This window comes from Blastopirellula marina DSM 3645 (assembly GCF_000153105.1).
Taxonomy (GTDB): domain Bacteria; phylum Planctomycetota; class Planctomycetia; order Pirellulales; family Pirellulaceae; genus Blastopirellula; species Blastopirellula marina.
The window spans coordinates 1,363,017-1,375,918 of sequence record NZ_CH672376.1 but is presented as its reverse complement, the minus strand read 5'-3'; the positions used below and the strand labels follow the sequence as shown (position 1 = coordinate 1,375,918).

Below are 12,902 nucleotides of genomic sequence, written 5' to 3'. Positions count from 1 at the left end.
ACTACGCTTTGCCCACGTTATGCCGTTTAGGCAGGTGTCACTGGTCCCGCAGGAGCCAGAAATTTCGCTTGTTGGTACCGGACCGCGCGTGCTAGCACATCATCCAGCGACTCTGCGACAACCATACGATCGCCGGTAGTTAATGTGATAAATGTGTCTGGATTGGCTTCCACATACTGAATCAATTCCGCATTCAGCACGAACGGATGCCCCCCCAATCTCGTCAGCTTGATCATTCGAGGTACCTAATAAAATAGGCCCACGCTCGCAAAGGTACGGGCGGGGGCCTAAAAATATCGAAGGTCGCCTATCGGCACAATCGGAATATCCCGACTATCGGCGGATATTCAGCAATTCGTCGAACAATTGCTGCGCGGTTGTAATGATTCGCGAACTGCCGCGGTACTGGGTAGAAGCCAGAATCAAGTCGATCAGGTTTCCGCCGATGTCGGTATTCGACAATTCGACGGCGCCAGCGATGATGCTGCCGATCCCCTCTTCACCGGCGTCCCCTTGAACCGGCAGCCCCGAGTTCACGCCGGCGGCGAATAGATTGTTACCGCGTTGCTCTAAACCGCTGGGATTCGCGAAACGAGCCAACTGAATCATCCCCAGATCGCGATCGACGCCGCTGGAGAAGACCCCGCGGATGATTCCGTCTTCGCTGATGATGAAGCTGTTCAGCTTACCGGTGCCGGAACCATCTTGCCGCGACGCATTCAAGGTCGCCTTATCGGCCGCCAGGCCTGACAGCTGATCGAAGTTAAGGTCGAACTCAAGCGGCGATTCCGACGGAATGTTGCGTCGGTTGATCGTTACCGTGTTGTTGTCAGAGCCAATATAGTTGCCGTCACCATCGAAATAGATCAGCCCGGTGCCGACAGAAATCTTCGCCGCTTCCGACTCGTCGCCGATCGTATCGCCGTCGTTATCCGGCGAATCGGCGAACCAACGGTAGACGGTATTCGTGCCGTTGCGGCTTTCCAGCACCGTCGTCACGCGGACGTTCATCGGCACGCCTAACGAGTCATACACAATCACGTCGGCCACGGCGCTTTCACCCACAGCTTCTTGAATCACGCCAAAGTTCAAGTTCGGATTCTGAACGACGCCTGAACCGTTGTCCAATTGGAAGGACGACAGCCCAATATCCACGCCGTTGTCGACGCCGTTGTTAGAAACGACGCGAATCCGGCCTTCGGTCGTGATGTAAATCCCTTGAGACAGATCGCCGGTCTCATCGGCAATGTTATTTTCTGAACCAGGAATTGGGTTCGAGTTGCCGTTGACCGAGGGCTGAATACCAAGGGACGCTTCGAGAAACTCGATCAGATCCTGGACGATCGTCGTATCGGTGACGGTAAACGTCTTTTCATTGAGCGTACGATCCCCTTTGGAGCCTTTAAAAGTCAGCGTCCCTTCGGAGAACATGCTCTCAAAGTTCAAACCGTCGCGTTTGACGACATCGACCAACAACGTGTTGGAGTCAACTTTTGGTCCATCCAAGTCAATCCGGCGATTGGCCGAATTGGTAAGATCCGAGATCTCTGCGTCCGATCGATCATCGACAAAATCCTCGCCGGCGCCCAATTCGGTAACCAAATAGTATGACGCCGAATCGGTGGACAAGTTACGATAGACGTTCACTGTGTCATAGGGAGGAGTCCCGCCTCCCGGCAGCGGCAGGTCGGTTAGATTGATACGACCATTGATGACGTTTTGCGGTCCAAGGACCAACGAAGGTCGGCTCTCTTGCTGCCCGGCGCGACCAAAGGTCACCAGATAAGAATAGTTGCCGTTGATCGTATCTTCGTTCAGCTCATTGGTCGTCAACGGCACGCTTCCGTCATCAATATAGGGACTCGCGGCCGCCGCCATGCTGATCGTATCGAGCTCGTAAAAATCGCTGCCTCCAGCGGCCGTACGATAGATCCTCACGTCCGTATAATCGGCGCTGGTCGGAATGTTGTCGAGGACGACCGAGTAACCATTTCCGTCAGCCGGAGCGCCATCGACGGTGATCTGCTGACCATCCGACGCGACCGTCTCATTTCCGTCGGCATCGACAAAGGCGAACCGATATTCATAAACATCGCCGCCCCCCAATACGCCGCCAGAGCCAGTTCCGTTGATGTTGGCCGCTGATAATTGCGTCGCCGTCGGCGCCGCCGCCACATCCTCAACCGCGGCGCCCATCGCGGTCGAGCTGACCAAAAAATAGGTCGCGCCGCCGTCGTTACTGCGGTACATGTTGACTTGCGAGTGACTGGAGCTTTGCGGCGCGCCGGCAAAGGTGACCGTATTGTTGTTCGCAATCGCGTCCCCCAAGTCGGCCACGTTGACCGTGATATTGGCCGATGCTTGGGTTTCATTCGCCAGGGCGGCGTCAGAAAACGTAAAGCGATAGTCGAACGTTCCATCCGGAACCGAACCGGCGCCTTCGGTTTGTCCCTGAACGACCGACCCGATCCCCGGCGTCGAGACGCTGTCGGTCGTCGACGAACTGTCATCCGGCGTCTCCGCGACAATCGCCGAGGCTCCGCTGACATCAGGACGCGGGATGGCGCTGTTGCCGAGAATCGCGCTTTCAATCACCTGCGCGACCGTCGCGAGATCGCCGGTCGCCGGCAGCGTACCTTCGAGATAGACGTTTTCGGTCGCTTTGGCGACAGCCGCGGCGCCCAGCGGAATCGTCAGCGGCACCAGCTGCGTCTCTTGAATGTTGAAGTTCTCGTCGATCCCGAAGCCGAGAACGCGTTCGCCGCCGATCGTCACCAACTCGTTGTTCGAGTTGGTTTTGAAAATGCCGTTGCGGGTGTAAAGCCGTTCGCCGTTGTTCCCTTGTACGATAAAGAAGCCGTCCCCTTGGATCGCCAGGTCCGACGGGTTCGAGCTCACCTCGATCGTACCTTGGGTGAAGTTGGGGGTAATCTCAGCGACCATCACGCCGAGACCGACTTGCCGCGGGTTAGTACCGCCGTCCGTTTCGCTCGGTTTAGAACCTAGTCCGCGCGTTTGCAAAAACTGATTGGCGAACAACGCATCGGAAGCCTTAAAACCGACCGTTTGCGAATTCGCCAGGTTATTGCCCAGCACGTCAATCTGCGTTTCGGCGGCCGTCATGCCTGTTAACGCAGTCGTCATGGCCGATGCTAGACCCATTGCTCAACTTCTCCGTAAGTAGATTTCTGTCTGTATAATCTTGCGGCGGCCGCGCGCTCGTCGCACCGGAATCCAAATCATCCGTCCAATTCGTTACGCAGCTACGCTCGTGTCGTCTTCACCGGCGTCGCCGGACTCATCCGAACCGCTCGTATCGTCCGAGCCGCCGGTGTTGGCGTCCGTTCCGTCGGCGCCATCCGTGCCGTCCGTTTCATCACCTTCTTCCGGCGGAGCCTGTCCGGCTGAAGAGGGAAGCACGGTGAAGATGTCGTCTAGTTTGACCGTCGCGATTCCGTCGTCGGTCATGACTTTCAAAAACACCTCTCGCACGCCGTCGTCATTCGGAGTGATCTGGGCGCCGGTCACCACGCCAAACACCACATCTCCTTGGTCGGTGAGGGCTTGAACTTGTCCGCCGATCAACGTGGTGGCCGACAAAATATTTTGTCCATCCAAGACGTTCGTCAGCGTCGTCGACAATTGTTCGGTCGCCGTGATGTTGCGGATCTGCCCGATCTGCTCCAGCATCTCCGAGTTCTTCATCGGCTCCATCGGATCCTGATTCTGCAACTCAGCGATCATGAGTTTCAGGAACTGATCCATGTCGAGGTCTTGCAAGCTGTTGCCTTGCTTGGCCCCTGCGCCGCTACTACTGTTTGTCGACCCAGTGCCGCCTACACTTGACATAGAACGCTCCAAATAAATGAGTCTGTTTTGTCGTACGTCATCGCGATTCGATACGTATAGCGCAGCGCCCCACGACGCATGCGATTTTCAAGTTGTCACCGCTCCGTTAGGCAATCACGTTGAGTTGTCCGTCGCTCGTCATGATCGACGTCGAAGTCGCTTCCACGCTGGGAGTTTCCGCTCTTTCCGAACTTCGTTCGCCGCTGGACGATTGCTGATTGGATGAATTCTGTTGTTGATCCGCCGGCGCTCCGCCTGCGTCTTGCGGGTTTCCGTTTTGACCGACCGAAACATCAAACGAATCGACGCGCAGGTTCAATTCCGCCAAGCGATCGCGCAGCTGCGGCAAGTTGTCGAGCAGCACTTTCCGCACCGCTTCGCTCTCCGCTTCCAATTTCGCTTTCATTCCCCCTTCGTCGACCTGCAGTTCGACGCGGAGCGATCCTAGCTCGGGCGGGCTCAGACGCAATTTGATCGGACCGCCATGCGTTTGCGCGTTGCGAACCGCTTGAGAGACCCGTTGGATCAGTTGGATTTGTTTCGCCGTATCGATTGCCGGAGCATCGCCGGACGACTTTGCGTTCTGCAGCAATCCTCGCTGCAATCCGCGTTGGATCGCCGTCCCCAAACCAGGTTCCGAGACGCTCGACGATTCTCCACCGCTTGTCGCCGCGGCTTGCGGAGCTGCACTTGCGGTGGGAGGCGCGGCGATCTCGGCGGCCGCGATCGCCGCATGCGTTCCCGGCGTCGGCGTCGTTACCGGCTGCGCAGCGGGCGTCGTCTCGACTTCGGCCAGCGGATCGACTCCAGCGGCTGCATCTGCCTCCTGATGGACTTCGGTCTCTTTGCTGAGGCGCTGACTCGCTTCACGGCGATCTTCGGCAAACTGCTCCGCCGCCGATGGTCCATCTGCGACAGGCTCTTGTTCTAAGGCGGCTGCAGCGGCTTCTTGGGCCTGGCGAATCTTCTCGCTCTCGTCCGCATCCTCGGGGTTCTGCTCTTGCTGCTGCTCTTCGGCAGTGATCTCTTGGATCAGCTTGGTCCCCGCTTCCGATTCGGTCAGTTCCGGCTCCGCGTCGGCTTTCTGTTTCTCTTGCGTCGCCACCTCTTCGATCGCATCCGAATCGGCGGCGGTCGAAGATTCCTCGGCGGCAGCATCGGCAAGCTGTTGGTGGAAGTCGGCAAGCGCGTCTTCTTGCTCCTCGTTGACGTCGACAGCGGACGCTTCGTCCTGCGATGCGTCGCCGGCTAATTCTGTCAGCGATTCGCTGGTCGATAATTCCGTCGCGTCGACCTGGTCCGCCGTTTCGGCATCGTCCGACTTTTTGTCGGCGGCGTCTTCGATCGGAGCGACAGCTTTGGCGTCGCCGACGATCAGATCTTCGTCCTCGGCGGCATCCTCGCTCGAGTCGTTGTCGGCAGCGTCCAGAATCGCTTGTTGCGAAAAGTCGCCGCTGGAATCGGACGACTCATCGACCGCTTGGTCCGTATCATCTGTCGAACTGACGGCGGACGAATCGTCGCTTTCGCTCGATACGTCGTCTCGATCTTGCGACGCCGGACGATCCGTTGCGGAAGACCCGGCCGGAGTCGACGCTTGCGCGCCCGGCGATTTGGTGATCGCCGCCGTGTTTTGCTGAATCAGATTAATGAACGCCAACGCATCGACGGGGGCGGTTCCCGCGACGCCGATCGTCCGCGGCGGCAATGACAGCGTCGGCGCTTGCACGCTCTGAGCATCTCGCGTTTCCATGGCCCTGTCTCCCTACGTTTCTTCTGGCTGAAACTGGTCTAGTTGATCCCGCGCCCCTTTGATCAGCGACGCCTCGGGGACGCCCAAGCGAATCTGATTCAAGATGTCGGCCAACTTCTGCTTTTCTTCCTCCGAGCGAAATTCGGCGATGATCTTTTTTCGTTTGTCGTTGGGCATTCCCTTCAGAATGGTCACGACGTCCTGCATCGAGTTGTCGTCCCGCTCCAACATGATCATCATCTGTTCTTTCGCCTGGCGTGCGTCGATCGCTTCCATCGTTCGCTGCAATTCGACGATCGCATCATCGCGAACCCCTTCTTCCAGCTTCTTCAAACGATCGTCAAACGAGGTCTTCAATTGATCGTAACGCCGGCGTTCTTCCGCGAGATTGGCTTGCATGCCGCGAATATTCTCAATACCGGTATCCAGCGCCTGGATCCGAAAATCGAGCGCCAAGTGGCGGCGCGCTCGAGCGTCGATCACCGCCTGCATGTCTGGCTCTTCGTTATCTTCTGCGGGTTTCGACTCTTCATCCAATTGCTCGCGGATCTTGTCTTCATCAATGCCGTAAACAATCGCCAAAATCGAATACGCTTTGCTGCTGTCGACGCGATTGGTCGCGATCAATACGCCGGCTCCGATCGCCGCGGCCAACACCGTAGCGACGCAAAGATACGCGAACGAACTCGCTGCCAGTTTCAATGCGGCCATCGGTTACCGTCCCTTCCGGGCGAAGGCGATCAGCCCGATTTCGTCAAGTTCCAAACTATCCAGACGCTCTTGTTCGGTCTGAAAACGCTGCTCTTGGCGCTCGCGCAACTTTTCGAGCGAACGAACTTCTTTTTCCGCTTCCAACAACGCGTTGCGTCGTTGTTCGATATGGGGATTCAACTTCCGCTGCAAACTTTGCTTGTGGGCGATCAGTGAACGCAAGTGATTTAATTCACGCTGAGCGACGATCAAGCTGTCGACATTCATGCGTCCGACCGAACAGCCTTCGCGCGCCTCGGCGATCGTCGTCTCTAACAAATCGGCCGTTTCCTGCATTTCACGCGTCAACTGCTCCTGGATCGACAGCACTTCCATCAACTCGGATTGACGCTGATCGCGCGCAGCGATTTTCAGTTTTAAGTAGGTCGCGAGTCGAAAGTGAAAACTTGCCATCGGTTATCTCTCGTTCATCCTTAGGCGCCGGCTTGCTGGGTCTGTCGCTTCGCTTTCGCCAGCGCGGCCGCATTCGGTATCGGCCGGGCTCCGCACTTCGCGGCCAATTGCAAAAGCTGCTGCTGAGCGGCGGCGACAGATGATTTCTCCTCCATCGCTTGACGGAGAAAAGTGTCAATCTCGCTTCGCATCCGAATCGCCAGATCAATCTGAGGATTCGTACCTTGGCGATAGGCGCCGATGTTGATCAGGTCTTCGTTCTCGCGGTAGGTCGACATCAACTCTCGAATCGTTTGCGCCGCACGCCGCGTTTCTTCGCTTACCAGATCATTCATCAAACGACTGATGCTGGCCAGGATATCAATCGCCGGATAGTGCCCCTTCGCCGCGATCGCGCGAGACAGGATAACGTGACCATCCAATAGGCCTCGCACGGCGTCGCTGACCGGTTCGTTAGTGTCGTCCCCTTCGACCAACACCGTATAGAACGCGGTGATGCTTCCCTGGGCGCTGCGCCCGGTTCGTTCGACTAGTTTCGGGAGCATTGCGAAAACCGACGGCGTATAGCCTTTGGTCGTCGGCGGTTCGCCAGCGGCGAGACCAATCTCGCGCTGCGCCATCGCGAAACGCGTCACCGAATCCATCATGAACAGCACGCGCCGCCCTGACTCCCGAAAGTACTCGGCGATGCTGGTCGCAGCCATCGCCGCCTGCACGCGCATGATGGCAGGCTGATCGCTGGTTGCGACAATGACCACGCTACGCGCCATCCCCTCGGGGCCCAGGTCGCGTTCGATAAAGTCGTTGACTTCACGTCCCCGCTCGCCGATCAGCGCGATGACATTGACCTCGGACGAAGCGTATTTCGCCATCATGCCGAGCGTCACGCTTTTGCCGACGCCGGACCCGGCGAAGATGCCGATGCGTTGCCCGTCGCCGCATGTCAACATGCCGTCGATAGCGCGCACGCCGGTCGAAAAGGTTTCGTGAATTCGCGGCCGACTGGTCGCGATCGGAGGATCTTGGTCCATGGGAGACCGCATCGTCAGCGCCGGGTGGGGAAAGCCGTCAATACAATTGCCATGCGCGTCAACGATTCGCCCCAAGAGCGAGTCGCCGACCGGAATCGAACGCATCGTGCGAATCAGTCGGACGCTGCTCCCTTGCCGGACGCCGCTCAATTGCTCTAAAGGAAAGACCAACGTTAACTCGCCTCGGAAGCCGACCACTTCGCCGGCCAGCGGTTTGCCTGACTGACGTTGAATCTCGACCACCGATCCGACCGGCGCCGGAAAGCCGCCGACGGCGATCGTCGTTCCGATCGTCTCCACCACGCCGCCGACCAGGTCATGCGACATCAGTTGATCAAGTTGACTGCAAATGCGTTCCATATCTTATTTCAGCTGCTCCTCGATCCGCTGCAACTGCGTTTCGATCTGACCGTCGATCTCGCCAAATTGCGTTTCGACTCGGCAACTTCCTCGCGATAGCGCCGGATCCGGCACGATCTGCGAAGGGGAGAGCCTGCGAAGGACGTTAGCCGAGTTGGAAGCTCCTTGATCCATCGCATCAATATCAGCAGGGTTCATGTGCACGACGATTTCGCTGCAACCGCTCGCCAGCTTGATGGTTTCGCGAATCATCTCGACGCCGATCTCTGGTCGCGCCGCGACTTCGCGGCGGATGATCTTTTCAGCGATCGAACAGGCGACATGCAAAGCGGCGTCTTCCCACTCCTTCAAAAACACCTGCTTCGCTTCCGACAGTTCTTTCACAATTTGCTGCAGCGCCGGCACGACGGTCGCCGCTTGTTGGTCGACTTGCGTTTTCAGCGTTTGCTGCGCCTTTTGCGTCGCGTCCCCTTGTCCGGCGGCGGCGGCTTGCTGGCGAATTTTCGCCGCTTCTTGCTGGGCCTCTTGAATCAGTTTGGCCGCATATTGCTTGATCTTGGCCAGTTCGCCTTGCGCGCGGTCGGTGACATCTTCAAAATTGAAGGCGACCGCCGAAAAATCGTGGTCTTCGCGTAGCAGTTGTTCCGCTTTGATAACGCTCATGAAGCTCCTTCTTAGGCTGACGCCGACAAACGAGAACCACCTTGCTGAACTTGCGAGAGCACCCGCGCGGCGATCGTTCCCAATCGCTTTTGCGCGGCGTCAATATCGCGAATCAGCACCGGCTGCAAATCACGAATGCGGCGCTGCAAATCATGGATCTCCCGTTTTGACAGGCCCCGATAAAAGCGCTGCGCCACGGCGTTGGATGCGCCAGCCAGCGCCAACAGTACGGTCTGCGGCTCGGCTTCGGACAGCACGCGTCCTAACAGCACGTCATCAAACTTCACGAAATCCGCCAACGGCAAGCTCGGCTCGATAGGCGGTTCAATCTTGGCGGCAGGCGGCTTCGGCGCCAACTTTTTGACAACTCCGTCCGCCGCGGCAATGTCGGCCGAAACGCGCTGCGGTTGGATCGGCGAATGATCTCCATACACGGCGTCCAACGGCTCTGGCGTCACTTCCTTGGTAGTAGCGGCAGTTCGTTCCTCTGCACCTAGCCGGAGCGCCATCGCCGCGCTGCGCGTCTTCAACGCTTTCAGCACTTCGGCCGAACTGGCTTCGTCCGAAGCGGCCAAAATCGCTTTGGCGGCGGACAAGCCGATACGGCGATGCGACATCGCTTGCAGCTGATCCTGCACAATCGATTGCAGGCGCGATTCGATGTCTTGCAGCACTTCCGCATCGGTGTGCCCCAAATCGACCAGGCGTTGAATCACGGTCGCTTGCATGTCGATCGGCAACTCACGCAAGATCGCGGAAGCCCGGGCCGGCTCGAGATGCGACAGAACGACGGCGATTACCTGCGGACTCTCTTGTTCAAAGAACGGCGCCAGCATTTCGGGCGGAGCGTCGTTCAGAAAATGAAACGGCGGCGGCACCGGAGCGGTCGGTTTCGCGTCGTAGGCTTTGGCTGGCGCTCGTGACGCAGTCTGGCGAACGGTCGAACTCAGCATGAGTTCGTCGTGCGCTTCCGGTTTGGCGGCGGTTGCACCGCTGCGGCGTTGCATGAATTCGGTCAGAACGGCGCGACGTTCTTCGACAGGAACGTCGTCGACCATCATCGATTCGTAACGAACCTGTTGCGCGATTTCTTCTGGAAAGCCGTCTAGCAACGCGTCGGCCGCGTCGGGATCCAATTCCGCGACGACGATCGCCGCTTTGCGAATCATCTGCTGATCAATTTTGTTCGTCATGTCGTTTCCCCCTTAGTCGCTTAACTTGCGGCGCCGATCCAGTTTTTCAATATCCCGGCGGCGGTATCTGGGTCTTCCCGGACCATCTCGATCAGTTCGTCCTTGAGATTCGGGCTATTCTTGGTGAAGCGTTTCTTCAGCATGCCTGACATGTCGCCGGCGTCGTCCTCCTCTTCTTCTTGGGGAGGGGTCGCCAGGCGGATGCTATTATCAATTTTCGGCTCATCCGGCTGACTGCGAACCATGCTGCGAAGCATCAGCAAGGCGAACAAGCCGACGCCGATCATCGCGACGGTTTGCCAATTGGCGCCCAACCACAGGATCGCCGTATCGGCCAGCGCCGGTTCGGCCAGCGTCGGCTGGTCGGTACGCGTGACCGACGTCACATGCACTTGCGGATAGGGATCGTCTCCCGGCGGCTGAGGAGGCAGCAACGTCACCACTTGCGATTCGATCGACTTCTTGACTTCTTCTTCGATCTTCTTCAAGACGCCGGCGTCCGGCGTCGTCGGTTGGGCTCCGAGCGCCGGAGGGTTTTGCTTGTTCCAGATGCCCGCGTAGTAGTCTTGCGGAACCGTCACGACAACGCGAACCTGCTGCGGCGTCAGCGATGCGGTTTCGCTCAGCATCAGCGTCTTGTCGGTGACCGACGCGGTCTCTTCGCTGCTTTCTTCCATCGAAGACTCGCGAGCCGGCGCCGTGGTCAGCTCCGCTTGTTGGTTGGGCGCTTGAGCCGCCAATCCAGGGCGGCCCCCTTCTTTAGGAACCTTGCTCGATTCGGTTCGCTTTTGGGCCGAAGTTAACAGCGCGATCGGGCGAGCCCCATGTTCCAAGCGCTCTTCCCGTTGATTCATCTTCGGATCGAGCTCAACGTTGACCGTGACGTTCACGCCGTCGATGTAGTTGAGCGCCGCGGCGATCTTGTCTTGCCAAGAGTTTTCAAAAAACTGCTTGCGGGCCGCATAGGCGTCTTCGGCCGGGTTTTCAGTATCGCCCGAATAGGTGCGACGCGAGTTCAAGTCGGTGACCGAAACATGCTCGGAGCTGAGCCCGGCGATCGAGTAAGCGACATAGTTCCGAATGCTGCGCACGAGCGCTTGATCGATTTCTTCGGAGCCCAGCGGACGAACGACGACCGATGCGGTATAGACCTTGCGGCGGGGAAATCCTCCCTTGTCTTCGACGTCGTAATGAACCGAAGCGAACTCGATCCCGCGCATCTTGCGCAGAACCAAGGCTAGATCCTTTTCTTTCGCGATTTTCTGACGATCCGAGCGATGTTGTTCCGACTCGAACGGATTCGCGTTGTCGACCGCGTCTTCCATGCTTTCATGAAACTCGGGCGGGATCGCATTGTGCTTCACCATCGCCGCGACGTATTCGGCTCGCTTAGCGCGGGGAATGTAGATCTGACTCCCTTCAATTCGGTAGTCGTCTAGTCCTTCCCCAGCGAACGCCGCCAACACCGCTTTTTGATCGGCGGGATCGACCGCTGCGCCTGCTAACAACGCCGCATCATGCTCAAACATCCCTCCCTGAAACAGGAACGCGAAGCTAGCGACGATCACGACAATCAACAAACCCGCGATGATGCGCGAGCCCGGCGTCATCGAGAAAAACAGGTCTTTGATTTGCTCGAAAGCTTTATTCAAAAAGTCCATCCATGGACCTCATTCACTCTGGTGTGGGAACGTCTTGGCGCTAAATGCGAATGTCTTTGATCTCTTGGTAGGCTTGCAACATCTTGTTGCGAACCTGCATCATCAGCTTAAATTCGACGTCCGCTTTTTGGACGGCGATCAGCACTTCGGACGGATTGACTTCGCCGCCGGTCTGCAACTGCTCTACGGCGCGGTTGGCTTGCTGCTGCATCTCGTTGACGCGTGAGAAGCCTTCCATAAACAGGTTGGTGAACGACTCGTGCGACGGGGACGTTCCGGCTGGTCGAGTCAAATGACTCGGCAAGATCGTCTGCGGCGAGATGTTGTGAATCGGTTTCATGGGCTGTTATCTCCTCCGCTTTACGCCAAAATCCGAAGCGACTGGGCGGCGAGATTCTTCGAGATCTCGACGACGCCGATATTCGCCTCGTAAGCGCGAGAAGCTTCGAGCGCGTCGACCATCTGTTCGACCATGTTGACCCGGGGGTGAGCCACGTAGCCTTTGTATTTTCCTTCCGTAATCGCTAGCGGATGCGTCGGTTGATACCGATAAATCGGTTCGACCTGCTCCTCTTCAATCGACGAGACCTTCACGCCGGCGGCGCCCCCTTGAGCGCGGATCGCGTTGTCGGTCTGAAAAATCACATGTCGCGCTCGGTAAGGAGCGATGTCTCCGCTTTCGTCTCGTAGCGACGACATATTCGCAATGTTGCTGGTAACCGCATTCAAGCGGATACGCTGCGCAACCATCGCACTAGAGCTAATATCGAGAGCGCCGTTCATCTTGACTCTCCTGGTTAGACGCGTTCGCTAATTGCAGTCTGTAACAACCGCATCTGCTGTTCCATCAACGAGATCGCCATGTTGTGCATGATTTGGTTTTTCGATATTTCCATGACTTGTTGTTCGATGCCGACGTTGCTTTCGTCATGAAACAAAATGCCAGGCAATGAATCTCTCACGCTTCGCATGGGATCCGACTCACGCGTCGAAACCAGTCCCGGCGAGAGCGGCTCGTTCGGTTTGTTCTTCTCCTCGATCGCCTCACGCAACTTCATCTGGAACTTGTCCACATTCAAGTCGCGCACTTTATATCCAGGCGTATCCAGGTTCGCGATGTTCCCCGCTAGCAGATTGTGTCGAGACTGCGAGAAGTTTAAAACTTGCTCGAGCATCGGAATCGTGCTGGCGTTGAAAATCGAACCGCTCATCGCTCGCCTCCTTCCAG

General features: G+C 57.5%; 13 protein-coding genes. All 13 read right to left on the bottom strand.

Annotation, left to right across the window (positions count from 1 at the left end; genetic code table 11):
• Positions 1 to 26 precede the first annotated feature (26 nt).
• The 13 genes from DSM3645_RS07335 to flgB all read right to left on the bottom strand — a co-directional run bounded on the left by DSM3645_RS07335 (position 27) and on the right by flgB (position 12,885).
• Positions 27 to 236 carry a flagellar FlbD family protein gene (locus DSM3645_RS07335; protein WP_002651458.1) on the bottom strand — a complete coding sequence of 70 codons (210 nt, stop codon included), beginning with the start codon at positions 234 to 236 and terminating at the stop codon, positions 27 to 29.
• Between the two features lie 97 nt (positions 237 to 333).
• Positions 334 to 3,144, bottom strand: coding sequence for a flagellar hook-basal body complex protein (locus DSM3645_RS27870; RefSeq protein ID WP_161603305.1), 2,811 nt, complete (start codon positions 3,142 to 3,144; stop codon positions 334 to 336).
• A gap of 111 nt (positions 3,145 to 3,255) precedes the next feature.
• The gene (locus tag DSM3645_RS07325; protein WP_081444748.1) at positions 3,256 to 3,849 is read right to left on the bottom strand and encodes a flagellar hook assembly protein FlgD; all 594 of its coding nucleotides are present in this window, start codon (positions 3,847 to 3,849) and stop codon (positions 3,256 to 3,258) included.
• Positions 3,850 to 3,955: 106 nt separating this feature from the next.
• Positions 3,956 to 5,602, bottom strand: a complete 1,647-nt coding sequence (locus DSM3645_RS07320) for a flagellar hook-length control protein FliK (RefSeq protein WP_002651455.1) — start codon at positions 5,600 to 5,602, stop codon at positions 3,956 to 3,958.
• Between the two features lie 12 nt (positions 5,603 to 5,614).
• Positions 5,615 to 6,313 carry a hypothetical protein gene (locus DSM3645_RS07315; protein ID WP_002651454.1) on the bottom strand — a complete coding sequence of 233 codons (699 nt, stop codon included), beginning with the start codon at positions 6,311 to 6,313 and terminating at the stop codon, positions 5,615 to 5,617.
• Positions 6,314 to 6,316: 3 nt separating this feature from the next.
• The gene (fliJ, locus tag DSM3645_RS27865) at positions 6,317 to 6,766 is read right to left on the bottom strand and encodes a flagellar export protein FliJ (protein ID WP_002651453.1); all 450 of its coding nucleotides are present in this window, start codon (positions 6,764 to 6,766) and stop codon (positions 6,317 to 6,319) included.
• 20 nt (positions 6,767 to 6,786) lie between these two features.
• The gene (locus DSM3645_RS07305) at positions 6,787 to 8,157 is read right to left on the bottom strand and encodes a FliI/YscN family ATPase (protein WP_002651452.1); all 1,371 of its coding nucleotides are present in this window, start codon (positions 8,155 to 8,157) and stop codon (positions 6,787 to 6,789) included.
• 3 nt (positions 8,158 to 8,160) lie between these two features.
• Positions 8,161 to 8,820, bottom strand: a complete 660-nt coding sequence (locus DSM3645_RS07300; RefSeq protein WP_002651450.1) for a FliH/SctL family protein — start codon at positions 8,818 to 8,820, stop codon at positions 8,161 to 8,163.
• An 11-nt stretch (positions 8,821 to 8,831) separates the two neighbouring features.
• Complete coding sequence (locus DSM3645_RS07295; protein ID WP_002651449.1) at positions 8,832 to 10,013, bottom strand: FliG C-terminal domain-containing protein; 1,182 nt, start codon at positions 10,011 to 10,013, stop codon at positions 8,832 to 8,834.
• 20 nt (positions 10,014 to 10,033) lie between these two features.
• Positions 10,034 to 11,665, bottom strand: a complete 1,632-nt coding sequence (locus tag DSM3645_RS07290) for a hypothetical protein (RefSeq protein WP_161603304.1) — start codon at positions 11,663 to 11,665, stop codon at positions 10,034 to 10,036.
• A gap of 49 nt (positions 11,666 to 11,714) precedes the next feature.
• The gene (fliE, locus tag DSM3645_RS07285; protein ID WP_002651447.1) at positions 11,715 to 12,014 is read right to left on the bottom strand and encodes a flagellar hook-basal body complex protein FliE; all 300 of its coding nucleotides are present in this window, start codon (positions 12,012 to 12,014) and stop codon (positions 11,715 to 11,717) included.
• Between the two features lie 20 nt (positions 12,015 to 12,034).
• On the bottom strand, positions 12,035 to 12,457 hold the full coding sequence (gene flgC / locus DSM3645_RS07280; RefSeq protein WP_002651446.1) for a flagellar basal body rod protein FlgC: 423 nt from the start codon (positions 12,455 to 12,457) through the stop codon (positions 12,035 to 12,037).
• A gap of 14 nt (positions 12,458 to 12,471) precedes the next feature.
• A complete protein-coding gene (flgB, locus tag DSM3645_RS07275) occupies positions 12,472 to 12,885 on the bottom strand; it encodes a flagellar basal body rod protein FlgB (protein ID WP_002651445.1) in 414 nt (137 codons plus the stop codon).
• Positions 12,886 to 12,902: the final 17 nt, after the last annotated feature.

Bases quoted from the DNA above. Each gene is read 5' to 3' on its own strand.
- DSM3645_RS07335 (WP_002651458.1), bottom strand. From the start codon at position 236: ATGATCAAGCTGACGAGATTGGGGGGGCATCCGTTCGTGCTGAATGCG.
- DSM3645_RS27870 (WP_161603305.1), bottom strand. From the start codon at position 3,144: ATGACGACTGCGTTAACAGGCATGACGGCCGCCGAAACGCAGATTGAC.
- DSM3645_RS07325 (WP_081444748.1), bottom strand. From the start codon at position 3,849: ATGTCAAGTGTAGGCGGCACTGGGTCGACAAACAGTAGTAGCGGCGCA.
- DSM3645_RS07320 (WP_002651455.1), bottom strand. From the start codon at position 5,602: ATGGAAACGCGAGATGCTCAGAGCGTGCAAGCGCCGACGCTGTCATTG.
- DSM3645_RS07315 (WP_002651454.1), bottom strand. From the start codon at position 6,313: ATGGCCGCATTGAAACTGGCAGCGAGTTCGTTCGCGTATCTTTGCGTC.
- fliJ (WP_002651453.1), bottom strand. From the start codon at position 6,766: ATGGCAAGTTTTCACTTTCGACTCGCGACCTACTTAAAACTGAAAATC.
- DSM3645_RS07305 (WP_002651452.1), bottom strand. From the start codon at position 8,157: ATGGAACGCATTTGCAGTCAACTTGATCAACTGATGTCGCATGACCTG.
- DSM3645_RS07300 (WP_002651450.1), bottom strand. From the start codon at position 8,820: ATGAGCGTTATCAAAGCGGAACAACTGCTACGCGAAGACCACGATTTT.
- DSM3645_RS07295 (WP_002651449.1), bottom strand. From the start codon at position 10,013: ATGACGAACAAAATTGATCAGCAGATGATTCGCAAAGCGGCGATCGTC.
- fliE (WP_002651447.1), bottom strand. From the start codon at position 12,014: ATGAAACCGATTCACAACATCTCGCCGCAGACGATCTTGCCGAGTCAT.
- flgC (WP_002651446.1), bottom strand. From the start codon at position 12,457: ATGAACGGCGCTCTCGATATTAGCTCTAGTGCGATGGTTGCGCAGCGT.
- flgB (WP_002651445.1), bottom strand. From the start codon at position 12,885: ATGAGCGGTTCGATTTTCAACGCCAGCACGATTCCGATGCTCGAGCAA.